The sequence below is a fragment of the Novosphingobium sp. genome, from assembly GCF_037133355.1.
Taxonomy (GTDB): domain Bacteria; phylum Pseudomonadota; class Alphaproteobacteria; order Sphingomonadales; family Sphingomonadaceae; genus Novosphingobium.
Map to the genome: position 1 here is coordinate 55,647 of NZ_JBAXOI010000019.1, position 26,780 is coordinate 82,426.

The window sequence follows — 26,780 nt, forward strand, 5'->3', positions numbered from 1 at the left end:
ATGCTTCCATGCTTATGGAAGCGGATCTTCCCGAGGACATCGAAGCGCTCCGTGCGTTCGCCCACGAACAGGCCCACATACTGGCTGCGGAACGTGCCGCAGCAGCCGAGTTGGCGCTCGCAAAGGGCGAGGCCGATGCCGAGATCGAGAGGCTCCAGTCGATCATCGATGCGTTTATGCGTCATCGGTTCGGTGCGCGGTCCGAACAACTCGATCCCGACCAACTTCAGCTCGGCCTGGAAAATGTCGAGACGGCTCTCGGTCAAGCCCGGGCTGCCCGCGAAGCGGCATCTCCACAGTCCAGGAGCGATCGTCCACGCAAGTCCAACCTCGGCTCGTTGCCCGCACACCTGGAGCGGATCGAGCAGGTCGTCGATATCGAGAACAAGGCTTGCCCCTGCTGTGGCGATACGCTGCACCAGATCGGCGAGGATGTAGCCGAGCGCCTCGATGTTGTGCCAACCACCTTCCGCGTGCTGGTCACGCGCCGTCCGCGCTACGGCTGCCGCTCATGCGAGAGCGCGGTCGTTCAGGCCCCGGCACCAGCGCGGATCGTCGAGGGCGGCATTCCCACCGAAGCCCTGATCGCGCAGGTGCTGGTCGCCAAGTATGCCGATCATCTGCCATTGTACCGACAAGCGCAAATCTACGCCCGGCAGGGCATCCAGCTTGATCGTTCCACCCTTGCCGACTGGGTCGGGCGGGCCGCCTGGTATCTGCGTCCGCTGCGCGACCACATCCTCGAGCGATTGCGACGATCGGAACGGCTGTTCGCCGACGAGACAACGGCACCGGTGCTCGATCCCGGGCGCGGGCGGACCAAAACCGGCCAGTTGTGGGCTTATGCCCGCGATGACCGGCCCTGGGGTTGCAATGATCCGCCGATGATTGCCTATGTCTACGCTGCCGACCGTAAATCGGAGCGCGCCGAAGCGCATCTGCGCGACTTCGCAGGCATCCTGCAGGTCGACGGCTATGGCGGCTACGCTGCGCTGGCAAAGCGTCGGCAGCAGATCCAGCTCGCCTTTTGCTGGTCGCACGTGCGCCGGAAGTTTTACGAGCTGGCAGACAAGTCGCCCGTCGCCACCGAGGTGCTGCGCCGCGTTGCCATGCTCTACGCTATCGAGGACGAGGTGCGCGGCTCGTCGGCAGAGCACCGCCGGGCCCTGCGCGTCGAGCGCGCACGCATCGTGGTCGATGATCTGCGCCTCTACCTCGATGCCCGGCTTCGCCAAGTCAGCGCGAAGAGCAAGCTTGCTGAGGCAATCCGCTACGCGCTGAACCGTTGGGCTGGTCTAACCGTTTTCCTCGGGGATGGCCGCGTCGAACTCGACTCCAACACCGTCGAGCGATCAATCCGGCCGCTGGCATTGAATCGCAAAAATGCGCTGTTCGCCGGCTCTGACGAGGGCGGCGACAACTGGGCAGTGATCGCAACGCTCATCGAAAACTGCAAGATCACCGACATCAATCCGCACGCATGGATGACCGAAACGCTGACCAAGCTCGCCAACGGTCATCCAGCCAACAGCGTCGGCGAACTCATGCCCTGGATCGCCGTGGCCTGAAAACACCGGTTACGGTTTACGCGACTGGCTGGGACGGTGATGTCGTCCTGCACGCGGAGACCGACGGGCGCTACTCGGTCGAGCTGGCCCCTTGAGTTGAAGCGTTAGCGCTTCTGCTTTTTAAATCGTTACGTCACCAAATGCTGTCAGATATGGCGATTTTGGGTACCTCAATTGGACAGAAGCGGTTACAAAATCTCAGTCAATCGGATGGTAGATCTGGTAATTTGTCACAATGTCGAGGCCTATTGGTCTAATTTAGTCAAAAGGATTATTGGTTGAGTAGCGCTCGCCAACGAATTTCGTATTGTTCGTGAAGGTTTCTATGTCCTTCTGTGCTAAGCTGCGAAGAATGGTGTCTACGCGCGTCTGCATTTGGTCCAAGCTGTCGTCTAGTATGAAGCTCGCCGATTTCCCGGTTTTGCGGAAAATTTCGGCTCGATGCGCTTCTGGGATGTCGATGTAGCTCTTTACCAGCTTGGGCAGATGCTGCTCGCGCATCTGGTCGATATCCACCCTGGAAAAATTTGGCATGTCCTCCCGCAAGAGCGCGTTTTCAACCTCGAGCAGGCCTGCGAGAATACGTCTGATGCGAGCCTTGGCGCTACTGGGGATCCGGTCATCTTCGTAGTCAATCGTGGCCGGCAGCACAGCAGGCGCAGCCGGCGCCGACGGCATTGATGGCGGCGCTTCCCCCCTCAGGGCCTTCCCGATGCGGGTGAAGAAGCCGTTGTTGCTCATTTCGCTCCTTCCGCCATTTCGAAAACCATCGCTCCAGCCACTCGCAGACCCTAGCTGATCTTGATCTAAAATGAAATTCGCAGGGGGCGGTCCCCGCAGCCAGACAACCCAGACCATCCGAATGGCGGCCAGAAACAGCATGATGGAGACAATGACCCACAACATGCTCAGCTGGCAGAAAGGAAAAGATCACTGGCTGCGGACTGGTTCTGCCCTTCGGCGCGAGCGATATACCCTTGCGCCTTTGTCGTCTCAGCTGAGAGTGTGTCGATGGTCGTCTTCATCGAGTCGAGAGCTTTGAGTTTGAAGCTATCGACGGCGTCCATCGTAGCGTAAATGTTTGCAAACGCGCGCTGAAGCACTTCTACCTGGATCGTGGCCGATGAGGCCTGTTCGTTGATCGCTGCGGTGTTCGTGCGCAGAAGATTACCCGTCGATTCGATCAGGTTGGCAGCGGTTGTATTGAGGGCTGTGATCTGGCTGAGCACCAGACGCTGATTGTTCAGCGCCTGCGCCACAGTCACCGCCGTACGCAGCGCAGCGATTGTCGTGGTGGTCGCGCGGTCTACGCCCTTGATGAGCTCGGCGTTGTTCTTCTTGATCAAGTCGAGCGCAAGATAGCCCTGCACCGAGACAGCCATCTGGGTCAGGAGATCGGTCTGGCGCTGCCTCACGTTGAACAGCGCGTTCTCCCGCAGTGCCTTGGCCTTGGCCGGAGCGGAGCGGTCGAGTTCAGTCGTCTTTTCGTCAAGGTGGGTATCGAGCATCCTGGTGATGACTATCATCTGCTCGAGCTTGCCCATTAATTCCCAGATCTTGCCGCGCTCGGTCTCTATCGCGATGTTGTCCTGAATCAGCTCGTCCTTGCCTCTCACGAGACTTGTTATGATGGCCTGTAAATGGGTCTGGGCAGAGGCGTAGCGGTCGAAGTACGCCTTGATTTTGTTCCCGAAAGGAATGATGCCAAGCAACTTGCGCGGCTTAAGCAGGTCGCCGTCGCGGCCCGGGTCGAGCCCATCGACGACTATACGAAGATCGAGCAGAGCGCGGCCGACGCCGCCTTCCTGACCCATTACTTTGGTTGGCTTGTCGAGAAAGCGGTTCGAGGCGCTCGACAGAGCAACAATCTCCTTCTGGCCAATGCTGGAAATCTGGCCAGTGACCTTTTCGAACTCTGGGCTCTGGCTGTCGTGCTTCAACAGGTCGGCGACAAATGCATTGACCTTGCCCTGAAGCTCTATGCGAACTTCATTGGTCACAGGGACAAGGCCCGCGGCCTGTTCAACTGGAATAGCGGCAACGGGATCGGGCGCAGTGAGTGTCAGCTGAGTCATGACGAGCCTTAGGCAAGATGGGGCAAAATTAGAGCAGCGTGGTGCGGCATGCAATCAGTCAACCGCAGGAAGCTTGAGCCCCTCAGGCAATCCGCATTGGCGAGATGATATCGCTTTCGTCGACGCCATAGGTCTGTGCCCTGGCAATGATGTTGCCCGCCCAACGACGGTGCGTCGCAGGTTCGCACATGCTCCCCTGCGATCCGAAAACCGCCCGGGCTTCGGCATTCAGAATTGCCTGTGCTTCAAGAAGGTCACAACTAGACGGCTGGTAGCACGATTGGATCACACCGATTTGACGGGGATGAATCGCGGTTTTGGTCAGAAGCCCATGCTCGATGTCTCGCTCGACTTCCTCGCGAAGCACATCGGGTGCGTTAAAGTGCTCAAATACCGGCGCGGCGACAGAAAAGCCGGCTGGGATGAATGTTGCGGCCATGTCGCGGATAACGGCCCCCAAGGGACCATCATAGGCGGTGCGGAACTTTGAGCGTCGAACGCCTAGGATGTTGAGGATGTCATTGCCGCCAATGCGAATGGCCGTGACACGATCGCGGAATGGCAAGAGTTGCTTGCATAGCTGGTCGAGCGCGGCGCGATCGAAGGCTTCGGCACCTTCGATCGTCGGCATAAAAGTGTGCTGCGTTCCGACCATGACCGAGAGCCAGTGGGCAATGCTGCTCGATTCCACCTTGGGCAGGATGAAGCCATTCACGGCTTCAATACCGGGCTGTGCAATCATCCAGTTAAGCATCGCAACGTCACGTGGGCGGACGTAAATCGCGATCCGTGGGGTAATTCGGTTGAGGTCCACCAGAAAGGAGGAGAACCGAGTACGCGCAATCTCAAGCTCGTCCTCTCGGGTTGAGTCCTCTAGGCAGACGGCAACTGATCGCAGCTCAGGATTGCTCCCCAGGCAAATCTCGATCAAGTTCGGGCGCAGCACGGGGATGTAGAGGGTGGCGCCCAAAGCGATTGCGCTCATTCTAATGCGCCTCCAAGCTTCTTGATAACGGCGACGGCGCGATAGGTAGACAGATCGCGTTGAAGGATGCGAACGCCCGCAGCACGTGCAAGGTGAATAATCGGCTGTACCTCGGGATCTTCGAGATCGGCGACATAAAGCTTCTCGGGGACACGGCGCAGAATGGCACGGGTCGCTTCCGCCACCCCGGGCTTGATCCTGTTAACGTCATCAATATCGTCTTGAGCCCCAATCGCGGCCAAGAGGACCTGGCAGCTCTCGCGAGCCGCCTTGGCGCCGAACCGGTGCAAGCCGGTCGGCCTTGTGTGGGCGATGGGAGCGGCCTCGATTGCACTGATGAATGCCGCGCTCAAGTCATGAGCGCGGTACTCTTCCATGAAGGTGCAGGCATGGAAGTCATCAGGGCCTACGAGTTCGTCATTGAGGACCGAGCGGCTGATGAGCCCCGAAACGATCCCATTCAATAAACCGCTCGGGATGACATAATCTTCGGTGGTCGCGGCCAGATCGGCACAGCCTGCGGGATCTGCCACAACTGCAAGGAAGGGTTGAAAGCCAATGTCACTGGTCGAGAGTGAAGCTCTCAGTTGCCGGGTGATCGCACCCTTGCCTGTCCACCCGTCGACGAAGATCGAGGTGGTGACCCCGTGACACCGCTTGATGAAGCGAAGGGCATTCTCGTCAATGCCGCGGTCACGGATGATCGAGATCGAATAGTGGTGAGCCTCGATGCCCATTCGTTCCAGTGCGCGTTTGAGGAGTACACCGACCGGTGTGCCCGCACGGGCGAGCGAGATGACTACGCATTCACGCGCGGTTTGCGGGCGTTCGGCAATTGATCTTGCCAGCTGCTCGATATCGGTCCGCAAGATCGACGCGTTTCGCTCGAGCGCTTCGCGATAGAGCTGAAGATAACGCTCATCCGGCAGTTTCTCAGCAGAGAGCATCTCGGAGTAATGGCGCGCGCCTGACTGGATGAGCGCTTCCTTCTGATCGACCGAGACGGGTGAAATAACTGTAGGCTTGAGAAGGATATGGACGTCACTTTGGTTATAGCTGCCCGAGAAATGCGCGCTCTGCATGTCGTGAATTATCAGCACCAAACATTCCCCAGCTTCGTTTGGGCCCAAAGCTGGGAGGTAGTTGGGGTTATGGCGTAGTCGCATAGGTCCATGAAGCCGACGTCGGAATGGCTATCGCCGATACCGATTATCAACAGGTTTTGGTCGCCGGTGCGCGCAGTTTCGATAACGTAGTGGGCTGCATCGCGCTTATTTAGCCACGGCGGGAGAAACGCGAGGTTGTTGCCGTTGCGATGGCAGCGCCAACCATCGGGCAGGAAAGCTTTGAGCTCCGGCTCAACCGCTTCAAGGATCTCGCCGTCGTCCACGTTGCTCTTAACCACTAGGTAGAGGTCGAGGTCGCCTTCTTGCACTAGCCAGTGGCGATACTCAGCCCCTGAGATGTGATGGCATAAAGCACCATAGACTTCGGCTGGAGCAACTCCAAGCCGCAGCTTTTCGTGGAGGTGGGCGTGCCAAGCTGCATCAACCTCGCCGCCGGTCGCAACAATGCAGCCACCGTTCGAGCATACAGCAGGATTCTGCACGATGTTCACGCGGCCCAACACTTCACGGCTTCGCGCTGTGACTGGCACAACCTTGCCATGCTGAAGCCAGTTGAGCATGCGCTGCTGCCGCTTGGTCGCAAAGCCGCTTTCCTGCCCGTCGGCGAGGTAACTCATCGTGAGCAGGTCGGTCGCCTCAGGCGGGCACTTGCGTGCGGTTTGGAAGAGGGTGTCATCGAGGTCTGTAAGGATCAACATTGAGTCGTCAGGCCTTTGCTTGGTCTGAACCGCGAACCATGAGCTTTCGCTCGAAACGTTTTTCTTTCGCCAAATATCTGGGGCGCTGTGCCCCCCCTCGCTGAAGTGGTGCAAGGTGTCGAAGCGCGACCTGCAGCAAAAGCCCCCATCTGATAAAATTGCTGAATCCAACGGCATTCATCTTTGATAATCTAGCGCTGGTATCGCGGACAGCCAATACGCTGCCGATCATCGCTTCCCTCAAGCACGATCTCCAAAGCGCAAACAAGCGCGATCGGCCGTTGCCTTTGGAGGATCGCGCTGATCCTCCGGAGCTGAAAACGAGATGCAGGAGATGCCGCTTAGCGGCATGCATCCTTTGATGCCGGTTTCGCATCACTCCTCGTCACGGTATTGGCAAAGCACTATCTGAACCGGGACGTTACGTCCCAACTCCTGCATCGCGCGGGCGGCTTCAGCGGCTTGGTTGCCTACCAGCTCTGCAGCTATGATGACGCGGTCGGGATCGTGAGCGAGAATGTTGTAGAGGAACGTTGGCGCGCCTGAGCCATAAGCGTCGGTGAAGGTCGAACGCGAACGCATCGCATGCCCTACCATTGCAGGTGTGCGGGTTATGCTCTGCACGGCAGCGATGCCACCCTGCGCCTCGATTTCCTCAGCGATGCGCAAAGCTTCGTAGCTATGCTCGCCGTCTCCGAGGACCAGAATACGTTCGCCTGGCTGGCAATGGACGTGGACGCGGTCGGCGGCTTCTGGCGCGTGCAGACCGCAGCGGCTGCGCATACCTGTCGAGGGCGCGATTCCAGCGCCATTAGATCCTTCTGGAAGCTGGTGGGATTGCTCGGCCGGGTTGCTCGCATGCCACTCCATCCAGCCCGAAAGTATCGAGTGCCGACGCGCGGGATACGGCATATCAGCCAAATAGTCGCCGCCGCTCCAGTCAGTGATGCAGCAGGTCTCGATCTGGCGAAGCTCTTTCATTACGCCGAGCATGCTGCGGACAGCCGACACGAAAGTGTTCCCGGTGCTACATTCGTCGTCGATCACCACAAGCGTGCGTGCATCCTTGACCTTGCGGATAATCGCCGGGTCGGCAATTTGTACGAGATGCGAGGTCGCGTGGCTGTGCCCTTCCTCGAACTTGGTAATTGGGTCGGTGCCACGTACCTTTTGTCGGGATGTCTGCAGATAGGCGCTGCTCACCGAAGGGTTTCGTGCCTGAAACGCCGCATAGACACCTTGGCCCAGGGCAGTGGCGGTCTCGGCCATCCCGAGAAAAACGACCGGCTGCGGCAAGTCCGCGCTGAGTGTGGCGGCTATGGCATCCATGGTGGCGCGTATGTGCACCGGCCGCGCCGGGACATGACGCCCGAGAACTTTAGACACAACCAAGAAGCCACGCTTTGGATTGGCGCGTGCAGCGAAGTCGCAGAGCTCCGAAATCTCGGGACCATGATCAATGGTGAGCACTAGGGTGCCTGTCGGTAACGCCACATGGTTAGTACGACTCTTGGCTTCGATCGTCTGGTCAGTCACTGATTTCTTCTTCCCGTGCCACGTTACGACCATGGCATTGCAGCCTCATTGCATCAGACAGTTTTACTGCCTAGCCGGCCCCTAGGTCAGAGGTGGCTGTGTCACCAGCATTCCGCGCGAGTTTGCCTCGATGCGAGCTCCAAGATGCCGCAGCAGGTTGTAGGGCTCGATCGCAGCGATCTGCGAAAGGTCCACGTTGTTCCAGGAATTTCGGGTCACCGTGATGGTCGCGACGTACTCGTCCAACAGGCGTCCGGTTGCAATCTTACGCTGGGTATAAGCCGAAAGCGCGACTGTATGGACGGCACCTGCTGCAGCGAAACTGTGTCCGATCAGCCTAGTGATGACAGCTGAAACGTGGTCAAGGTAAAGGCTAGCAACGTCCTTTTGGCTCATCGGCTTTTCGACAAGCTCAAGGCGCGAGACGACCGCGTTCCAGCGGGTAGAGGGCATATCCTCGATCTCAGGTAGATCAACGTCGAGCAAAAGCCTCCCGTCTTCCAGGTCGAGTGCGATGTTTGTTTCAGCCGGCCAGGCTAGTGCTCCGAGAGCTTGCAGAACTTCGTCTGCGACCGCGCTCATATCGGGGCCGGCATTCGCCTTGGCGGCGCGCCACGTCATCAAAGCGTCCATGTATTCCCCGTGCGAGCCGTACTGATTTGCTTGCGGCTTTCCAGCACTACTCGGCTTGGTCGGAGTCACCGAGCGAGGGATGTCGTGATGGAGGTGTCGGAGCGCGTCGAGGCGTTGGTTGCGTGCTTTGGCGTCGTTCTCGAGCAGGTCCTTTATGAGGTCTTTCATCTGAGATTTCACTGTCGGCAGATGCGCGGAGTGGATCGGATTCCCATTACCATCGACAATTTCGATGCCATTGCCGACGATGCGTGCCTGCGCCGAGGCAGGCAATGGGGGGACTGAAGGCAGCGGCCCGCCAGGTTGCTGGTCAGAATAGCGATCGTCGCGCGAACGTGTGCGGCCTTTGGGCTTGTCCAGGCGCTCGCGCCAGCTCAGGCCGGACCCCGGAATGCCAACATTTCCGTGAACGCCGCTCTTGCCAATTGTGACAGAGGCACCCCTTGGGCCAGCGCTCATAGAGACTCCGCCTTTCGAAAGGTTGAGGCGAAGCCCCGGGAAGAGCGTGACGCGCTTTTGGAATCTGAAGCCCATGGATGAACCCTACGCCAGAACGGTGATGCTGATAACGGAATCGCGGAGACGATTGACGACTTCGCGGCGATTGGCGTCGTGGAGCGGATTGATATCGGGCAAGGCCTTGCCGGACGCAGCGATCAGTTCAAAGACAACGCTTGCCTTGATGCCGAAGTTGACGTTCTCCGAGATGCTGCCGCGGTCGCGGACATTGCGATGGGCGAGCGAGGCTGATGTGATGCCGACGACATTACCGGCGTCATCGACGATCGCGCCGCCGGACGATCCTGACCCGATAGGGGCAGTGAACTGAAAGCGAGAGACGTCGCCCATACCTCCTGCCAACCCGGAGACATTCCCGGTCGTAACCTTCAAGTCACTTCCAAGCAGATCCATCAGCGGGTAGCCCGACGCCATGACGCTCTCTCCAAGCCACAGGGGAGAGGTGAGACGCAGCGGGAGAGGCTGTCCTTGGACCGGCCCCTGGAGCAGAGCCAGGTCGTGGAATTCGTCTACGGCCAGCACGTTCAGAAACTGACGTGTGCGGCCGATCTGAAAGCTGTTGCCGTTCTCGATCACGTGGGCATTGGTGACGATCAGTTCTGGCCCGACGACTACACCGCTACCGGTGCAAAGCGTGCTGCCAGAAGGTCTGCGATTGTCGAACTCCGGTTCGGGTTGGAGCGGTGCGTCGCGGCCCATGCTTGGGCGCATTCGGTGCGGAATGCTGATCGAGGTAAAGTTTCGTGCACGGACATAAGCGTCGATGCCAAAGGTGTATCCTTCGTTGGACGCCTTCATTCGCAGGCTGCCATCGCGCGTGTAGATTTCACCCAGAATGACTGCGGCGAGCTGTTCGCGCGGGACCGGAAAAACGTAGTGCTGCCCGCCGATCTGCATGCTGACAGGGTAGGCGGAGTTAGTGAAACCGCCCTGAGTATCATCGGTCATATACGCAACGATGTCGCCGTGGCCTTCGAGGACATCGATCGAATCGAGGCTCCACTGACCCGGGCCGTCGTGGTTGAAAGCCACGGCTCTGCCCTGCACTGTAATTGCGGCAACCGCGAGCCGATCATGATCGCGTCCTTCGAACCGGATTGTAAGTCCCCGCTGGGTGGGCAGGCGGAATCGCTGGCCTGGCTGAAGTTCGCTCATGAGCTCTGGCTTTCCGGATACAACGAAATCGTCGCGGTCGTCTTGATCTTGAAGTCGAGGTCGGGGAGCTGGATCGTCTCACGGGTTAAACGACCTGAAAGAAGTCCGCCCCAATCCCCGAGCAAGCTGCTACCAAACTCCTCGCCGTACACCGATCCGCCTGCTGGGCGTGTGTTAATCTCCAGCACTTTCCAGCTGCCATTCTTGGCTTTGCGGAACTGGATATTCACCACACCGTGCAAGCAGAAGCGTGCGACGAGGCTTCTCGCTGCGCTTTCGAGGGGGTGGGATGTCTGCAACCGCTGGTGCGAAGCCTCTTTGGTTCGAGCCACAAACTTCAGGATCGTGCCCAGGTCGCACAATACGTCGAAAGACACCTCAGGCCCTGGGAGGTACTCCATTAAAACGAAAGGCGGGATCGGCGATTTGGCCTCCTGAGCCCGCATCGCTGCGAGAAACAGGTCCTGGTGCATTGTGCGAGCATCAGGATTCATAATGTGTGAAAGTGCTGATCCCTTGGTGAGCTTCCAGAAGCCGTGCCCATTCACGCCAAGCCGAGGCTTGAGGCAGGGCAGATTGTCTCCGAGGGTGGCTTGGAATTTCGGGAGCATTTCCTCGAGGTTAGCTGCACTTTCAACGTTGAGTGTCTGGAGGTGAAACCCTTCGCCCACGAGTGCGTTGGCAAAGGCATACTTGTCCTCTAGAAGTTCGATCGTCGCGATGTTTGCTGGGAGGTGTATCGCGCATGGCAGGTCGGCACCGGCTAGAAGCTTGCGACGACGCGTGGGTATTAACAGATCAATCTTGTTGTCGATGATCTGTTTTCTGACCCACCTGACATAAGCCTCGTCATCAAGGCTTGGTTCGATCCAGGTCTCTTTAGGACCGGCATAGACTGGCATATTTGGGGCCACGCTGATGATCACCTCAAGCGAAGGATCGGCAGCCATCATCGCCTTTGCGATGGGAGCGAGCGAGAAGCCACGATTGAACCAAAGGCGCATTATTATCCTGAGCTTTTGAAAGCGAAGTCATACTCAGCGCGGCGACCGAATACCTGCAGCGCGTGTTGCCCAGATCCAAAAAGGCGCTCTTCTAGCCGGGCGACATGGTTGGCATGGGCTGCTCCTGCAATGAAGTTGCAAGGGCCGGCAACGAGTTGAGGCTGCCGCCGGATCCTGTCTCAGTTAGCGGCTTAAACGTTGACGCCCATGGCACCAGCAAGGCCCGCAAGGCCGCTGGTCCAGCCTTCGCCGATTGCCTTGACTTTGATCTCGCCGCTTACTCGGTAAAGCTCCACGAAGATCATGGCAGCGTTTGTGCTGCTATCTTCGCTCAAGTCGAACCGAGCAAGTTCTTTTCCGTCAGCGTCATTGATAACGCGGGCATAAGCATTTGAAACCATGCCGAAGTTCTGGTTGCGCACTTGCCCGTCATAGATCGTCACAGCGATTACAACCTTCTTCACGTTCTCGGGCAGTTTGACGAAATCTACCCTGATGGTCTCGTCATCGCCATCACCCGCGCCGGTCCGATTGTCGCCGCCGTAGGATACCGATCCGTCGGGCGAGACCTTGTTATTGAAAAAAATGAAGTGCGAGTCCGAAAGGACCTTTTCGTCCTGGCCAAGGATGAACGCCGAGGCGTCTAGGTCGAATTCTTGACCATCGGTCTTTCGAGCGTCCCAGCCAAGGCCGACGGTGACGGAGGAGACGCCGGGCGCCTCCTTGCTTAGGTTTACGTTGCCGCCTTTGACGAGAGAGACTGCCATAGGGTGGGAATCCTTTCAGGTTGGAAGGGGAGGGGAGGGGATTGCTCCCCACTCAAGCATTAGCCAACATTGACGCCGAAATTCGTTGCGAGCGGGCCAAGGCCACCCCTGTAACCCTGTCCCACCGCACGAAACTTGAAGTCGCTGCCGTGACGGTAAACCTCGCCGAGAATCATCGCAGTCTCAACCGAGGCGTCTTCCGACAGGTCAAAACGGACGACTTCGGCGCCAGTCTTGACGTTCACGAGACGGATGAAGGCATTCGATACCTGGCCAAAGGACTGACCCCGCAGTTCGCCCTCATGGATGGTGACGACGATCGCGACCTTGTCGATATCAGCCGGCATCTTCGAGAGTGTGATTTTGACTTGCTCGTCGTCGCCTTCGCCGGCACCAGTGCGGTTGTCGCCCTGGTGAATGACGGCACCCGCGGCAACGTTCATGTTGTTGTAGAAGCAAAAGTCCGCATCGGAGCGGACCTTGCCGTCCGTCTTTAGAAGAAATGCCGAGGCATCGAGATCGAAGTCCTGACCATCAGTAGCGCGCGCATCCCAGCCAAGGCCGACCATGATCTCGTCGAGACTCGGATCCTCCTTGGACAACGAGACGTTGCCGCCCTTCGAAAGCGAGATTGCCATGGGTTTTGTCCTTTCCATATTGTCGTTAGTGAATGAGGGTGATCGCGAAAGCCCCAATGAGAGCTCAAGCAAAATAGACTGTGCAAGTGCTGATAAGGCCCGGCATTGAGCCCCGCCATTTTAATTTCATGTGGTACGGCCACCAGGGATCACATCGCCGGTAGGCAGAATGACATCGGCGTCACCATCTTCCTCGTACTCGTGCGGAAAAAGCTTCTTGTGGCGGATCGAGGCGTAGAGTGAGAGGCCGATTATAAGCGCGCCGACCAGGCCGGTGACAACTTCTGGAGTGTGGACCCGGATGCTGATCAGCATAATCACTGCCAGCGAAAGGATCGCGTAGAAAGCGCCTGGCTCAAGGAATCGGAATTCGCTGAGATGCCCGCCCCTTACGAGCGCAACCGTCATTGAGCGGACAAACATGGCGCCGATGCCAAGGCCCAGCGCAATCAGAAGGATATCGTTGGTGATAGCGAAGGCTCCAATCACGCCGTCAAACGAGAACGAGGCGTCGAGGAACTCCAGATACACAAAAGAGGCCGCGGCCGAGCGAACGATTTTGCCGGTAGCGGCATCTTCTTCGCCGCCCATGAAATCGCCGAACTTCTGTACGAGGAAGAAGATGGCAATTCCCGAGAAACCGGCGATGAGGAAGGTGCGCTGTTCGGCCTTTTCAAGCCAGAATGACAGTGCACCAATGAGCACCGCGGATACGATGTATGGAGCGCCTGGGAGCTTGGCGAGAAGCGAAAGCGGCTGTTCGACAAAGCCGATCCAGTGGTGTTCGCGATCTTCGTCAAAGAAAAAGCTTAGGCCCACGAGCATAAGGAAAGCGCCGCCGAAGCCGGAAATACCAATGTGAGCGCCAGTCACGATCTCTTCGTAGAGCTTGTGGTCGCTCGTTGCGATGCGCGCAGCTTCCCACGGTGTGACCATCGCAGCGAACGAGACGATGAGGATTGGAAAAATGATCCGCATCCCGAGCACTGCGATGAGGATGCCCCAAGTTAGAAAACGGCGCTGCCATTTTTCATCCATGTCCTTCAGAATCGAGGCGTTAACGACGGCATTATCAAGGCTGAGTGAGGTTTCCATCACGCCGAGCACGCCAGCGATAAAGACCATCGACAGAGCGGTGCCCAGAAGACCGGTTTCTGCGTAGCCGAGAACGCCGGCGAGGATAAGGCAGACGATTGTGACAATAATTGAGCCGCGAAAGGCTTGCATGAGGCGATTTCCAATTCTGTAGGATCAATCTGTTGCAGGGTTGAGCCTTGTTAATCCTTTGTGGCGCTGCGCCAGCGGAAATGGAAGCCGAGCGCTTCGGCGAAAGGCTGTTGGCTGTCATAGTACTGCATATGCCGCTCCATCTTGAGTTCGCCATTGCGATTCTCGATGACGGCAATGCCGCATAGGCGCTTATCATTGCGGCCTTCATTCATCTGAACCTCGATCTCAGGCTGGCCCGGGATGTTCATCCGCACGATTCCATCCGTCTGGGTCCAGTTGGGGACGCCGTCGTAAATCAAGGCGAAAATGGCAATCCGGGTAAAACGGTCGAAGTACCTGCCGTTGATTCGAATGGTTTCGCCAGCAGCCACGGCGCCAGTGCGATCATCCCCCGACAGCTCGATCCAGGGCTCGCGTTCGAAGCTACCGAAGGTGTTACCGAGAGCCTGAATGATGCCTTTGTTTCCATCCCCCATCTCGAAAAGGACGCCGAGGTCGAGATCGATTTTCTTCGAGCCGCTGCTGAAGAAACCTCTTTTTCCAGTATCCTGGTTCCAATTCAGGTTGAGAACGATTTCGCCGAATGTCGCGCCCTGCTTTTTGAGACTTACAGTTGAGTTCGACTTTTCGAGAGAAATTTTCCTCAATGAGACAGGTGCTGCCGGTGGGGGAGGCGGTGGCGGTGCTGGAGGCGTTGCAACGGGCGCAGGAGCAGGAGTCGAATCACTAACGTCACCGCCGAAGTGGCCGATCAGAGCCGCAAGGCCGCCATTGAAGCCCGCGCCAACCGTGCCCAATTTCCAGCCGCTCGAGTGGCGATAGAACTCAATGAGCATAACCGCCTTTTCACTTGTGAGGTGCTGCGCCACGTCAAAAGTTGCCTTGGCCCCATCAATTGACACGATCAGCGGGCGAGAGTTCGCCACCGGCTGGTTGTCGTGAGTCGCTGTAAGAACAATCCGGTCGATGCCGGCTGGCAGCCGATCGAGCTCGAGATTGAAGCTCGCTGTGTCGGAGTAGGCGCTCAGCTTGATCGCGCCTTCAGGGGACTGAAGGTTCGAGAACAGCACGACGTAACGGTCGTCGCCAATCTTCTTCTCGGCATTGAGGCCAAACGCCGCAATGTCGATACCATCGAGTCCGAAGTCAATCTTGACCGTGCAATTGTTGCCGATTCCAAGATCTGACAGCCCGCGCTTTTCGCCGCGTTGAAGCTGCATCGAGATATCCCCGTTGTTGTTTAGACGAACCCTGGTGCATGAAACACTCAGTCTCTAAATTGACTATATCACCCGGACGGCGTCGGTTACGAGATGCTTGACCGTCTGGCCATTTGTGCGGTGACCAACAGCCTTGAAAGTCCACTCGCCGCCCGCCCGGCTAAGGCAGGCGAGGACAAGGCCGGTATGAGGGCCACTGTCCGAGATCGGGAAGCGCGCCAGCTCGCGGTTGGTTGAATTGTCGACCACACGGCCATAGGCATTGTCGACTTTGTCGAAGGTTTGGCCGCGGAAGCTGGTTACAGTGAGTACGACATACTCGACCTGACGTGGCAGGCGACTGAGGTCGATGGCAATGGATTCGTCGTCACCGTCCCCCTCACCGGTCAGATTGTCTCCGCTATGGCGAACCGAGCCATCGTGGCTGTTCAATTGGCCAAACCAAATCGAATCCACTTCATTTTTGCTGGCATCAAGCAGAAGGGCAGACGCATCAAGGTCGATGTCGCCACCGCCGCCACCGAAGACCTTGCCGAGAAAGCCCTTGGGCTTGGCCACATCCCAGCCGACTCCTAGCGTTATCGAAGATAACCCGTTGGGTGATTGTTTGGAGAGGCTTACGCTTTGGTTTTTGGACAGTGAGACGGACATAGCAATTCCTTGTTATAATTTGAAAAATTAGTATCTGGCGTGTTGGATATGCCGACTTCGGTTGTCTATCATGCCGATTAATGCCAACTCTGCAAGCCCGGTCTCTTGACCGCTTCTCAGCATCTCAAGCAAGCCTTGTGCGCTGCTGAGCCCGAGTATGTGAGCGGTAAACTTCCTCAGTTCGGCTAGGTTGTCCTTGAGTGGCGGTATCTCCCGCGACGCAGATAATTGCAGGGACCTTAAATCAGCACTGGTTTTATTTTTTCCCAATAGTTCTATCAAGGTCCACATTGTTCCGCGTATCATCATGACGATCCGACCGTTGCTCTGGTCTATTAGCTCACACAGCTCGCGTCCGTTACAAGGATCGTATTGGCTAATCTCGCTGAGATAGATTTTTTTCAATGTCGACAGCTGATTGTAAGTTTCTCCGGCTTCGTCAAAATGACTCTTGTTCAGCAGCTGCGCTGTTCGGCGACGCAGCTCATGGATTTCGCCTAACGAAAACCCGTCCTCTCTTACGGATTGAAGTTCGATCAGCAGTGTGAGGATGTCGCTGCAGCCTTGGTCAACGATGTGAGCTACCTTGGCTAGAAATGCCACGATCTGGGCTGCGTGGGTTGGTCTCTGTGAGCGGACCGCTTGCAGTGCGAGGCTTTGAAGATTGTCCACAATTCCATTGAGTGCTTCCAACTGCACCGCTGTTGCTCCCAGTTGGCATTTGCGTCGTGCGACACACAACTTTTTTTGACAGCTAGTCGGGAGTTTATCTCTCGGTGCAATGTCATGCGATCTCAACGCTTATACTACGAAACAGGAATAGTCGCCATCTGCTCCTCCGTCGTACGAAAACTAGGCGCACTTGAGATTGACGTGCTCCCCTGATTGTTACCAGTCAGAGGTAAAGTCTGGCTCCTTCCGCACTGCTACCCAACCTTGGACCGCTCGGGTCTAGAGTTTTCCGCCTAAACCAGGTCCGGAGGGCTGGTGACCCCGGTCGAGTTCGCCAGCATGATCGGGGGGATATTCCCGATCGCGCTTTGCGGTCGCTCTTCGTTGTAGTGTCTACGCCAGCGGTCCAGCTTCTCGCAAGCGTCTTCCAGCGACAGGAACCAGTGCGTGTTCACGCATTCGCTGCGCAGCTTGCTGTTGAACGCCTCGATAAAGGCGTTGTCCGTCGGCTTGCCAGGCCGCGAGAAGTCCAGCGTCACGCCCCTCTGATAAGCCCATAAATCCATATCTCGCGAGACGAACTCGCTGCCATTGTCCACCTTGATGGTCTTCAGATACCCTACCTTCCGGCAGGTCCGATCGAGCGTGGCCACGATGTCCTCTCCGCGATAGCTGAACCGCGCGTCGATCACCGGCGAGAACTGGCTGAACGTGTCGACCACCGTCAAGATCCGCAGCTTGCGTTCCGTCGCCAGTTGATCGTGGACGAAGTCCATGGCCCACACATCGTTCGGCCGGACCGCCGGCGCGCGACCCTTCGGCTAACTTGTCGATGATCGAATGCCCATTGGGCTAGTCGCTCGCGTGGTGATGGTGTTATCCTCGAAATATGAAACTGAATCATCTGATCGCCCTAGCGGTTTCCGTCCTTGGCACCGGCATCTGTGCACCAGCCAATTCACAAGAGGCTGGCAGCCGCTTGAACCTCGTTTGTTCAGGCGGTGGAGCCGCAAATCGAGCAACGAGCATGACGGCGCAGGGATGGGATAGCAACGGAAACAGCGGAAGCGCAGTCATTACCGGGCATCGATCAGTCGGGTTTGAAGATCAGTTGCAGCTTTGGGTCGAAGGCGATCAAGGCAAGGCCCGACTACCGCGCGCAATGCTTCCACCGCTGCACGGTGGTGATGGCGGATGGTTTGAAATTAAGGACATTCGCGTCTCTGAAAATGAGATCACTGGTTCAGTGGCGATCAACGTCATCAATCACCCGAAGCTTGTTCTTGATCGCCTGACGGGTACGGTAAGCCTGAATGGTAGAGCGGGCCAATTCAACGGGCGTTGCAGCAAGTTTAACCCGGCGACGGTGCAGCGGGCTTTTTGAATGTCGCTTCTCGCTGTCGCGGCAAGCCTCACGCTTTGCGCCGCGCCGGTGGTGCACGATGGCGATTCCATCCGCTACGGCGGCGAACGCATTCGCATTTCCAACATCGATGCCCCGGAACTGCCCGGCTCCCCCAAGTGCAAGGACGGCAGGCGCGCCTATGCATGGTGCGACTATCTGGCGGGCTATCGGGCGCGGGATGCGCTGCAAGGCTTCCTGTCGAATGGGCGGGTAACGATCGAGCCTTTAGGGCCTGACAAATATGGACGCACACTGGCGCGCGTGACCGTGAATGGGCACGATGCAGGGCGCTATCTCGTTAGCTTGGGGCTGGCACGATGGTGGCGGTAATAAAAAGGACGGTAGCGGTTGCCTTGGCCATTGGGTTGGCAAGCTGCGGCCCTTCAAAGGACGAGCTTCAGGCTCGCATCGATGAACTTGAAAGTGAAAATTTATCTCTGAGGCAACAGCTAGCGACCGCTCACGATTCCGCAGAGGACGCCCAAGAGAAAGCCGAGGCCGCTCATGCTGCGGCGCAGGACGTTACTGCCTCCATGGGCCGTCTCGATTCTGAGAATTGGAGGGACGTTGTGCCCGACGCAAAGAGCGCAGCGGATGACGCAGAGGATGCTGCTAGCGAAGCGAAGGATGCGGCGGACGAAGCCGAAAGCGCAAGCCAAGAGCAATAAGGCTCGCGCGAGAGAAACTTTGCTAGGTCAAAGCGCGCCAAAATGGCCCTTGTGCTTGCTATGTGATTCCTAGGGATGCCGCCAGCACATGTGGGCAAGCGAAATTCAAACTAAGTATTTGAAAAATGGTGGACGCACCTAGGCTCGAACCAAGGACCCGCTGATTGAGAGAAGTATGATTGCGGGGAAAGGCCGATCTTCGCAGTTCACTCGCTGTGATCTGGTCGGAAGGAGTGATTCGCGGCGGACACGGGCGCTGCATCCACTCGCGTCCCTATAAGTATATTTGACGCTTATTTCACAAAACAACAATGGCAACGCCTAAGGCATTGATTTCCTTGGTGACCCCTACGGGAATCGAACCCGTGTTTCAGCCGTGAGAGGGCCGCGTCCTGACCGCTAGACGAAGGGGCCTTGCCTGGATCAGGGGCGGCGGTCCCGCCCCGATCCTCGTTCAATCTGCTGCATGCGCAAGCTGGTGACCCCTACGGGAATCGAACCCGTGTTTCAGCCGTGAAAGGGCCGCGTCCTAACCGCTAGACGAAGGGGCCACTGGGCTTGGGCCGGGTGGCAGGCCCGCGCGTCTAGGGCGCTGCGCCGGATTGGTCAACCCCCTGACTTTGCCCCCCGATGCGCATGGCCCAAGGGGCAGGTTCAATCCGCGAAGGCGGCGTCCTCGACGTGGAGCTCGGCCGCGGGGCGGCTGCCCCAGTCGTCGATCTTCGCGCGGCCGGCGAGCCAGAGCATGCGCCCGCGCGAGCCGTGGAGCAGGGCCTGACCCATAGGCGTTTCCGCCGCCCGGAATGCGATTCCCTTGAACGAACGTCCGTCCGTGCCGCCCGCGATCATGCGCACATGATCCGTGCCGACGAGATCGCACTTGATCAGCCGCACCGGCCCCACTGCGATGCGTGGACCCGGCCAGCCCATGCCGAACGGGCCCGCTGCTTCGAGCCGTTCGATCAGATCGGGAGTGAGCCCGCCCGGGGCGAGCGAGAGATCAAGGAGTAGCGACTGCCCCTGCCGCGCTGCCGCGACGTCGCGGGCGAGGCGCTCGTCGAGCCAATCGGCCAAGCCTTCCGCACCGCCTGGTGCAATGGTGAGCCCGCAGGCCATGGCATGGCCGCCACCGGCAATCAGGAGGCCGCTCGCGCGCGCCGCGATAATCGCGGCGCCAAGATCGACGCCGGGAATCGACCGGCCCGAGCCCTTGCCGTTGCCCTCGGCATCGCCGTCCTCGGCAATCACCAGCGTGGGCTTGCCGGTCTTTTCCTTGATCCGCCCCGCGACGATGCCGATCACGCCAGGATGCCAGCCGCGCCCGTGGACGACGACCACGCTGCGGTTGTGCTGGGCATCGACTTGCGCCTCGGCGGCTTCCTGCACGGCCTGCTCGATCGCGCGGCGCTCGTCATTGAGTTCGGACAGCCGCGCGGCAATGGTGCGGGCCTCCTCGGCATCGGCGGTGGTGAGGAGCCGCACGCCGAGCCCGGAATCGCCAATGCGCCCGGCGGCATTGATGCGCGGCCCCAGCGCAAAACCGAGATCGCTGCAGGTGGGCGCGCGGGTGAGGCGGCTCGCATCGATCAAGGCGGCCAGCCCGGTATTGGCCCGCCGCGCCATGATCTTGAGTCCCTGCGCCACGAAGGCGCGGTTGATCCCGCGAATCTGCGCGACATCGGCCACCGTGCCGAGCGCGACGAGATCAAGCAGGCCCATGAGATCGGGCCCATCGCGCGGACCCAATACGCCGCGCGCGCGTAACTCGCGCAGGGTGGCTACGGCGAGGAGAAAGGTGACACCGACCGCCGCCATGTGGCCGTGACTGGCCGCCTCGTCGCTTTCATCGAGCCGGTTGGGATTGACGAGCGCCGTGGCGGACGGGAGCTCGGCGTTGCACTTGTGGTGGTCGACGACAATCACGTCGACCCCTTCGGCCCGCGCGGCTGCGAGCGCTTCATAGGCCATGGCGCCGCAATCGACTGTGACAATGAGCTGTGCGCCCTCACGCGCCAGCTTGACGAGGCCCTCGGCCGAGGGGCCGTAGCCTTCGAGCAGGCGGTCGGGGATATAGGGCCGCGCTGGCGTGCCGAGACCTGCGAGGAAGCGGATCAGGAGCGCCGCGCTGGTCGCCCCGTCGACATCGTAGTCGCCGTAGACCGCGATCGCCTCCCGCTTCGTGACGGCGTCGGCGAGCCGCGCGGCGGCCGTGTCCATATCCTGGAAGATCGAAGGGTCCGGCAGGAAATCGCGCAAGGTGGGGCGGCGGTGGCGCTCGAGATCGCTGCGCTCGACCCCGCGGGCAAGGAGCAGCTGATCGACGAGATCGTCGAGCCTGCCGAAGCTGCTGCCCTCGCTCATGTCCATGTTGCCGCCGCGCCAGCGCCAGGCGAGGCCCGAGAGTGATTGGGTGATGGCGGTCACGGGGATCATGCCGGGCGGACTAGACGATCCGGCGCGGGCGGGGAAGGGCGGGGGCCATCCTGCCCACATGACAGGTGGCAAATCTGTGCGCCAGATCACCGCCTCACCGCAGCGTGATTGACAGGATGCACTAGGATATGGTCGCATCCGGAAAACGAGACATCCGGTCGCGCCGTTACTACCTGGGCCAAGGCCCGCCTGCATAAGGGGTTGAGCAGATGACCAGGACTTTCACCCGCCTTGCCGTTCTGGCCGGTGGCACCGGCGCGGTGATTGCCGGGTTCGGTGTGGCGCAGACAGCGGCCCCGGTGGCGCGCTATGAAATGCGTGCGGGCACGAGTTCCGGCCTCATGGGCGGCATGGGCGCGATGCGCGGCGGCGGCATGGGTGCGGCGATGAGCATGGCCTTCGGCGGGGGCAACAAGAATGCGCCGCAGCACGAACTGTGGCTGGAGCTTGGATCGAGCCGCATACCCGCAGGTGGGCCGCCCAAGGCCGATCACTTCATGCCCGCAGGCGCCAAGCTGGGTCTTTCTGTGCCGCTGAAGACCCCGACCAAGGCAGCCGACGGCCCGCCCGAAGCGCCCGAGAAGCGGGACTTCAAGCGGCCCAAGGGACGCATCCTGATCTTCTGGGGCTGCGGCGAGCATGCGCCGGCAGGGCAGCCGGTGGTGATCGACTTTTCCAGGATCGCTGCCGGTCAGGTGCCCCCCGGACTGTGGACCAGTGCCGTGCCGATGGAGCGCCGCGTTTCTCCCATAAGCAGCAGGACGTATGGTTCGTGGCCCAACGACGACGGCAAGGCGATCAAGACCGACAGCTCGCTGATCGGTGCGCACAAGGTTGCGGGCAACTATTCGCCCGAAATGAATTTCAACCTGACCAAGGACTTCATGGGCGCGCTGAGGACCTCGACCTTCCCGCAGCCGAGCGGGGCGACCTTGCTGCGCTGGAACCCGCTGCCTGATGCGACCGGCTACCATGTCTCGCTGTTCGGCGGGAAGCCGGGGCCGGGCGGGGAAATGGGCGACATGGTGTGGTGGTCCTCGAGCAGCACGCGCGAGTTTGGCGGCGGACTTTCGGACTGGCTCTCACCCGCCACGGTGGCGAAGCTGGTGATGAGCAAGACAGTGCTCGCGCCCGCGACGTCCACTTGTATGGTTCCGGCCGAGGTGAAGGCGGCGGCACCGCAGTTCCAGATGGTGACGCTCTATGCCTATGGCCCTGAGGAGAGCTTCATCTATCCGCAGCGCCCGGCCAATCCCAAATCGCCGTGGAAGCCCGAATGGATCGCCGATATCCGCCACCGTTCTATGACCGGGTTCCTGATGGGCATGCCGGGCATGGATGAGGCGGCCGCCAGCCGCCGGAACGAAGGCCAGGAATCCAAGCAGCAGTGCCAGCCCAAACCCAAGAAGCGCGGGCTGGGCGGCCTTGGCGGTCTGATCGGTGGCGCGCTGGGAGGCGCTGTCGGCGCGGCGGGAGGCAGCGGGGACGGTTGCTGACCGGCCCATGCCGCAGCCGATGACACCGCCAATGCTTCTCATCATCTGGCACAGCCGCACCGGCGCGGCTCGCGCGATGGCCGAGGCTGCGCTGCGGGGAGCGAACGCCGAAGGCGCGGCGCGGGCGATTGCCGCCGACATGGCGGAGTCGGCGGACCTGATGGAGGCGCAAGGCTATCTCTTTGTCTGCCCGGAGAATCTCGGCACGATGAGCGGTGCGATGAAGGAGTTTTTCGATCGCTCATATTATCCGCTTTTGGGGCAGATCGAGGGGCGACCGTTCGCCACGGCTATTGCAGCCGGATCGGATGGTTCGGGCGCCGAGCGGCAACTGGAGCGGATCGTCACCGGCTGGCGCCTGCGGCGAATCGCCGATGGGTTGATCGTCAATCTGGGCGCTCAGAGCCCTGAAGCCATTCTTGCTGCCAAAACGGTGCCCGAGGAGGCACTGCAAAAGTGCCACGATTTGGGACAGTCTCTGGCTGCAGGTTTGACCATGGGAGCATTCTGACGTTCTCGCGCGCGGGGATGATCCGATTCCGTGCCAGTTTGGCCGCACGGGACTCGACGCCCCGCGAGCATTGGTGGCACTGATTGGCGCGCATGCAGGGAGCAAGTTTGGTGGTGATCGAGCGTGCAGCTGGGCGTGAGCCCCTCGCCGCGCTGCTGTTCGGCAAGCAGAGCCGTGCCAGCGCGGAACAGATCGCCGTCCATGCCGATCGCACGCAAGCCTTCACGCTGCTCAACGCGGAAAATGCCTTGCCCGGTAGCGCCGAACTGCTGCGCGATGGGCTGACGTTCGACCTCACTGGGCTCACCCCGACAGCGCCGGTCACTATGCCCGAGGCGGTACACCGCGTGGCCCTGCCCAAGGACCTCACACCCGATACGCTCGAAGCTGCCGCATTTGCGGTCGGGCCGCATCTGGCGGGGGCCGAAAACCTCATGCCGGTGGTCCGCGTCGCGGCCGCCATCATGAGCGCGCTCAGCGAGCTCGAAGGGCTTGAGGCGATTGTCTGGCGGCCCGCCCGCATCGTGATGTCGCCGGTGTGGTTTGCCGAGGCGGTGGGCATCTGGCTCGCCGGGGGGCCGTTCCCAGCGTTCGCGCTCACCGCGCTGGCGCGCTGCCGGGAAGGCCTGGAAAGCGATGGGCTGGCCTTCTTCACCGGGCAGGAATTCACGCTGCAGGCGCGCGGCGGCGCGCCAGACCGAGAGGACAGCCGCATCGCGGTGCGCCTGACCGACTGGTTGGTGGCGCATGGACGGGTAGAGAGCGCGCGCGAAGTGGTGCTTGCCGGAGTCGGGGCGGTCTGGTTGGAGCCCGACGGGCGGGGCAGGCTTAACGCCGCAGCGCGCTAGGTTCACGATGCTTGCAAGTTCAGCGTTAAGGGTCCGACGCGAATCCTGAGCGGATGGTTCCCTCTGGACAGCCGGTTCGCGCGCATCTTCCTTTCCGCTCGGTCAATACGCCGGGAAGGCCGGGCTATACCCCAGGACTGCAGCGGCACCACCTCCTGCCGCGCGTCCTTCTGGGGCGGCGCGCGTTCAACCGGATGATAGCCTCGCTCGGCCCGGAACGTATCGGCTTTCATGATTTTCGGCGCAATGGCCTGCTGCTTCCGGCAACCGAAAGCGGCGCCCTGCGCATCGGACTGCCGCTGCACCGGGGGCCGCACGGCACCTATTCCGAGATGGTGACCGAACGCTTCGGCCAGATCGAACAGGGTTGGAGCCGGACGCGCCGCTATGACACCGAGCTTGCGGGGATGGAGGCGCTGATGCGGCTCGACCTGCTCCAGCGCGCGCTGCGCCGCCGCTTGCTGAGCCCGCCCAAGGGCGAGGAGGTTGTGCTCAACCGGCGCGATCCGGCGCTCGACTTCAGCCATCTCGACCGCATGGCCGAGATGCTGTGGGAAGCGACGGAAAGCCGACTTTAGGAGGTTGTTGTCCTCCCCATTTTCACGAGGTGCAAATGGGGAGGTTCTGTCCGTTAGCGGAAGGGGGCGCTGTCGGTGTCGAGGCCGGCGGCGGCTTCGCGGTACTGCGCGGTGAGGGTGGCGACGCGTTCGGCCACGGTCTCGACCTTCTCGACTGCGCCGATGCCCTGGCCCGAACCCCAGATGTCCTTCCAGGCCTTGGCCTCGGTGTTGCCGCCCGAGCCGAAGTTCATTGCAGCCGGGCTGCTTTCGGGCAGGTTGTCGGGATCGAGCCCGGCCTTGACGATCGAGCCGCGCAGGTAGTTTCCGTGGACGCCCGTGAAGAGGTTCGAATAGACGATGTCGTCAGCCCGGCCTTCGACGATGCCCTGCTTGTAGCCTTCGGCCGCGCGGGCTTCGGTGGTCGCGATCCAGGCCGAGCCGATATAGGCAAAATCGGCGCCAAGCGCCTGCGCTGCGAGGATAGAGCGACCGTGGGCGATCGCGCCTGAAAGCGCGACGAGGCCATCGAACCAGGTGCGGATTTCCTGCATCAGCGCAAACGGCGAGAGCGCCCCGGCGTGACCGCCCGCGCCGGCGGCCACGGGGATCAGGCCGTCCGCGCCCTTTTCGATCGCCTTGTGGGCGAACCGGTCGTTGATCACGTCATGCAGCACGATGCCGCCCCAGCCGTGCGCCGCCTGGTAGACGTCTTCGCGCGCGCCTAGCGAGGTGATCAGCATCGGCACTTGCCACTTGGCGCACAGGGCCATGTCCTCGTCGAGGCGGTTGTTGGTCTTGTGGACGATCTGGTTGACCGCAAAGGGCGCTGCCGGGCTTTCCGGATGATCGCGGTTGTGCGCCGCCAGCGTCTCGGTGATTTCGTGCAGCCATTCGTCGAGCTGGCTGATGGGCCGCGCGTTGAGCGAGGGGAAGCTGCCGATGATGCCCGCCTTGCACTGCGCGATGACGAGTTCGGGGCCGGAAATGATGAATAGCGGCGAACCGATGACGGGCAGGCGCAGGTTCTTGAACAGCGGGGGCAGGGGCATCCGTTGGGCTCCGTATTTAAGCGAGCGGTTAAACGGGCTTTAGCAGGTGGGGTTGGGGTGTCAAAGGGGATTGATGGGCAAGGGGGGCGGTGTGTGGCGCGGCCCACCCCCAGCCCCTCCCGCAAGCGGGAGGGGGGCCGGATGCGCTACCTTCTCCCCTCCCGCTTGCGGGAGGGGTCGGGGGTGGGAATGCCCTCAGGCGAGCAGGTACTCGATCCCGTAAGTCCGTGCCGCATTCCCGGCAAACAGCGCATGCTTTTCCTCCGCAGACGCGCCGTGGGCGAGGCGCTTGAAGGTGTTCCACAGCACCGGGTAAGTCGCGCCCCAGCGGTCGACCGGGTAGTTGCTTTCGAACATCCCGCGCTCCGGCCCGAAAGCATCGATGCAGGTCTCGATATAGGGGCGCCACATCGCGGCGAGCGTTTCGGAACCGATCCCGGCGGCAGGGCCCTGTTCGGGCATCGCGCAGAAGGCCATGGCAAGGCCGCCCAATTTGACCGAGACATTGGGGCACTTGGCCAGTTCGCGGATATTCTCGCGCCACACATCGAAGCGTTCGTGGAGCTTGCCCTTGTAGCTCGCAACGCCGAGCGGGGTGCCGCAGTGATCGAGCACGATCGGCTGATCTGGGAAGGCGCGGGCGAGGCTGATGACATCGGGCAGCTGCGGTTCGAGCAGCCAGGCATCAAAGGTGAGGCCCATTGCGCCGAGGTGCTTGAAGCCGGCGCGGAAGGCGTCGCTGGTGTAAAGCCCGGCGGGAGCATGGAACGGGGGACCAAGCACTTCGGGATCGGCATCCCATGCGGCCGCGTGGCGAATGCCCCTGAAGCGGCCATTGCCGGCCGCAACCAGCGCTTCGAGCACGGCCGCCGCGCCGTCGCCCAAGGTCATGTCGGCATGACCGATGATCCCGGCACAAGGGCGGTAGCTCCCATAGAGCCCGCTTGCCCCCTGTGCCGCAACGCCGTTGACGAACTCCACTTCGCCGACCGGCTTCATCGCCGGATCTGCGCCGCTCCGATAGAACGCGCCGCATTCCATGAACACCGTGCCGATGATGTTGTGCCCGCTGTGCGTATCGGCGTGGAGCGTATCGAAGTTGTAGCAGGCCGCCGGAACCAGCGTCTCGACAAAGGGGTGCAGCGGCTGCGGGAACGAGGCGACCAGCGGGCGCAGATCCCAGAGGTGATGGTGTGGGTCGATGATCGGCAGATCGGGTTCGATGATCTCTTCAGGCATGGCTCTCTCTCGTGGTCGGCCTCTTTGCGGGCGCGCGGGAGGAGTATGCAGGATGGGGCGGGAAAGGGAAGGGGGGCTCCCGTCACCCTTGGT

General features: G+C 60.4%; 25 protein-coding genes, 2 tRNA genes and 1 pseudogene. 7 read left to right on the forward strand and 21 right to left on the reverse strand.

Annotated elements, in window-relative coordinates; translation table 11 throughout:
• Positions 1-8 precede the first annotated feature (8 nt).
• Entirely contained in the window at positions 9-1,568 is a 1,560-nt protein-coding gene (locus WCL10_RS16975) for an IS66 family transposase (protein ID WP_336896832.1), read from the forward strand.
• A 258-nt stretch (positions 1,569-1,826) separates the two neighbouring features.
• Here WCL10_RS16975 and WCL10_RS16980 read toward each other — a convergent pair whose 3' ends face one another.
• The 16 genes and pseudogenes from WCL10_RS16980 to WCL10_RS17055 all read right to left on the reverse strand — a co-directional run.
• Positions 1,827-2,474 (reverse strand): hypothetical protein, encoded by a 648-nt coding sequence (locus WCL10_RS16980; RefSeq protein ID WP_336896833.1) that lies wholly within the window; start codon positions 2,472-2,474, stop codon positions 1,827-1,829.
• Positions 2,475-2,476: 2 nt separating this feature from the next.
• The gene (locus WCL10_RS16985; protein ID WP_336896834.1) at positions 2,477-3,643 is read right to left on the reverse strand and encodes a toxic anion resistance protein; all 1,167 of its coding nucleotides are present in this window, start codon (positions 3,641-3,643) and stop codon (positions 2,477-2,479) included.
• Between the two features lie 82 nt (positions 3,644-3,725).
• Complete coding sequence (locus WCL10_RS16990; RefSeq protein ID WP_336896835.1) at positions 3,726-4,628, reverse strand: HpcH/HpaI aldolase/citrate lyase family protein; 903 nt, start codon at positions 4,626-4,628, stop codon at positions 3,726-3,728.
• On the reverse strand, positions 4,625-5,728 hold the full coding sequence (locus tag WCL10_RS16995; protein WP_336896836.1) for a cysteine protease StiP domain-containing protein: 1,104 nt from the start codon (positions 5,726-5,728) through the stop codon (positions 4,625-4,627). Before WCL10_RS16995 ends, WCL10_RS16990 begins: the two co-directional genes overlap by 4 nt.
• Positions 5,722-6,624, reverse strand: a complete 903-nt coding sequence (locus tag WCL10_RS17000) for a sucrose-6-phosphate hydrolase (protein WP_336896837.1) — start codon at positions 6,622-6,624, stop codon at positions 5,722-5,724. The genes WCL10_RS16995 and WCL10_RS17000 overlap by 7 nt, the downstream gene beginning before the upstream one ends.
• Before the next feature lie 204 nt (positions 6,625-6,828).
• Complete coding sequence (locus WCL10_RS17005) at positions 6,829-7,989, reverse strand: phosphoribosyltransferase domain-containing protein (RefSeq protein WP_336896838.1); 1,161 nt, start codon at positions 7,987-7,989, stop codon at positions 6,829-6,831.
• Positions 7,990-8,070: 81 nt separating this feature from the next.
• Entirely contained in the window at positions 8,071-9,156 is a 1,086-nt protein-coding gene (locus WCL10_RS17010) for a DUF4236 domain-containing protein (protein WP_336896839.1), read from the reverse strand.
• Between the two features lie 9 nt (positions 9,157-9,165).
• A complete protein-coding gene (locus tag WCL10_RS17015) occupies positions 9,166-10,296 on the reverse strand; it encodes a serine protease (protein WP_336896840.1) in 1,131 nt (376 codons plus the stop codon).
• Complete coding sequence (locus tag WCL10_RS17020) at positions 10,293-11,300, reverse strand: ATP-grasp domain-containing protein (RefSeq protein ID WP_336896841.1); 1,008 nt, start codon at positions 11,298-11,300, stop codon at positions 10,293-10,295. Before WCL10_RS17020 ends, WCL10_RS17015 begins: the two co-directional genes overlap by 4 nt.
• A gap of 191 nt (positions 11,301-11,491) precedes the next feature.
• Entirely contained in the window at positions 11,492-12,067 is a 576-nt protein-coding gene (locus WCL10_RS17025; protein WP_336896842.1) for a TerD family protein, read from the reverse strand.
• 59 nt (positions 12,068-12,126) lie between these two features.
• Positions 12,127-12,705 (reverse strand): TerD family protein, encoded by a 579-nt coding sequence (locus WCL10_RS17030; protein WP_292628994.1) that lies wholly within the window; start codon positions 12,703-12,705, stop codon positions 12,127-12,129.
• Positions 12,706-12,831: 126 nt separating this feature from the next.
• Positions 12,832-13,932 carry a DUF475 domain-containing protein gene (locus tag WCL10_RS17035; RefSeq protein ID WP_336896843.1) on the reverse strand — a complete coding sequence of 367 codons (1,101 nt, stop codon included), beginning with the start codon at positions 13,930-13,932 and terminating at the stop codon, positions 12,832-12,834.
• Positions 13,933-13,982: 50 nt separating this feature from the next.
• Positions 13,983-15,155 (reverse strand): TerD family protein, encoded by a 1,173-nt coding sequence (locus WCL10_RS17040; protein ID WP_336896844.1) that lies wholly within the window; start codon positions 15,153-15,155, stop codon positions 13,983-13,985.
• A gap of 63 nt (positions 15,156-15,218) precedes the next feature.
• On the reverse strand, positions 15,219-15,806 hold the full coding sequence (locus WCL10_RS17045; protein ID WP_336896845.1) for a TerD family protein: 588 nt from the start codon (positions 15,804-15,806) through the stop codon (positions 15,219-15,221).
• A gap of 27 nt (positions 15,807-15,833) precedes the next feature.
• Positions 15,834-16,505, reverse strand: coding sequence for a hypothetical protein (locus WCL10_RS17050; RefSeq protein ID WP_336896846.1), 672 nt, complete (start codon positions 16,503-16,505; stop codon positions 15,834-15,836).
• 266 nt (positions 16,506-16,771) lie between these two features.
• A pseudogene (locus tag WCL10_RS17055) lies at positions 16,772-17,281 on the reverse strand (integrase core domain-containing protein); the annotation flags it as partial.
• A gap of 86 nt (positions 17,282-17,367) precedes the next feature.
• On the opposite strand from WCL10_RS17055, the gene WCL10_RS17060 reads away from it, so the two are divergent.
• A complete protein-coding gene (locus WCL10_RS17060; RefSeq protein ID WP_336896847.1) occupies positions 17,368-17,862 on the forward strand; it encodes a hypothetical protein in 495 nt (164 codons plus the stop codon).
• Positions 17,863-18,213, forward strand: a complete 351-nt coding sequence (locus WCL10_RS17065) for a thermonuclease family protein (RefSeq protein WP_336896848.1) — start codon at positions 17,863-17,865, stop codon at positions 18,211-18,213.
• Between the two features lie 677 nt (positions 18,214-18,890).
• Here the strand turns inward: WCL10_RS17065 and WCL10_RS17070 are convergent.
• The 3 genes from WCL10_RS17070 to recJ form a co-directional block, all read right to left on the reverse strand.
• Positions 18,891-18,965 (reverse strand) — tRNA-Glu (locus WCL10_RS17070).
• Between the two features lie 62 nt (positions 18,966-19,027).
• Positions 19,028-19,102: transfer RNA gene (locus tag WCL10_RS17075), tRNA-Glu, on the reverse strand.
• A gap of 103 nt (positions 19,103-19,205) precedes the next feature.
• Positions 19,206-20,984 carry a single-stranded-DNA-specific exonuclease RecJ gene (recJ, locus tag WCL10_RS17080; RefSeq protein ID WP_336896849.1) on the reverse strand — a complete coding sequence of 593 codons (1,779 nt, stop codon included), beginning with the start codon at positions 20,982-20,984 and terminating at the stop codon, positions 19,206-19,208.
• A gap of 209 nt (positions 20,985-21,193) precedes the next feature.
• On the opposite strand from recJ, the gene WCL10_RS17085 reads away from it, so the two are divergent.
• The 4 genes from WCL10_RS17085 (at position 21,194) to WCL10_RS17100 (ending at position 24,417) form a co-directional block, all read left to right on the forward strand.
• Entirely contained in the window at positions 21,194-22,480 is a 1,287-nt protein-coding gene (locus WCL10_RS17085; protein ID WP_336896850.1) for a hypothetical protein, read from the forward strand.
• Positions 22,481-22,487: 7 nt separating this feature from the next.
• The gene (locus tag WCL10_RS17090) at positions 22,488-22,991 is read left to right on the forward strand and encodes an NAD(P)H-dependent oxidoreductase (protein ID WP_336896851.1); all 504 of its coding nucleotides are present in this window, start codon (positions 22,488-22,490) and stop codon (positions 22,989-22,991) included.
• Between the two features lie 113 nt (positions 22,992-23,104).
• Positions 23,105-23,839 carry a hypothetical protein gene (locus WCL10_RS17095; RefSeq protein WP_336896852.1) on the forward strand — a complete coding sequence of 245 codons (735 nt, stop codon included), beginning with the start codon at positions 23,105-23,107 and terminating at the stop codon, positions 23,837-23,839.
• Positions 23,840-23,892: 53 nt separating this feature from the next.
• Positions 23,893-24,417: an AHH domain-containing protein gene (locus tag WCL10_RS17100; protein WP_336896853.1), complete on the forward strand. Its 525-nt coding sequence runs from the start codon at positions 23,893-23,895 to the stop codon at positions 24,415-24,417.
• A gap of 53 nt (positions 24,418-24,470) precedes the next feature.
• On the opposite strand, the gene WCL10_RS17105 is transcribed toward WCL10_RS17100, so the two are convergent.
• Together WCL10_RS17105 and WCL10_RS17110 are read right to left on the reverse strand one after the other, a co-directional pair.
• On the reverse strand, positions 24,471-25,448 hold the full coding sequence (locus tag WCL10_RS17105) for a nitronate monooxygenase family protein (RefSeq protein ID WP_336896854.1): 978 nt from the start codon (positions 25,446-25,448) through the stop codon (positions 24,471-24,473).
• 195 nt (positions 25,449-25,643) lie between these two features.
• Complete coding sequence (locus tag WCL10_RS17110) at positions 25,644-26,687, reverse strand: amidohydrolase family protein (protein WP_336896855.1); 1,044 nt, start codon at positions 26,685-26,687, stop codon at positions 25,644-25,646.
• Positions 26,688-26,780: the final 93 nt, after the last annotated feature.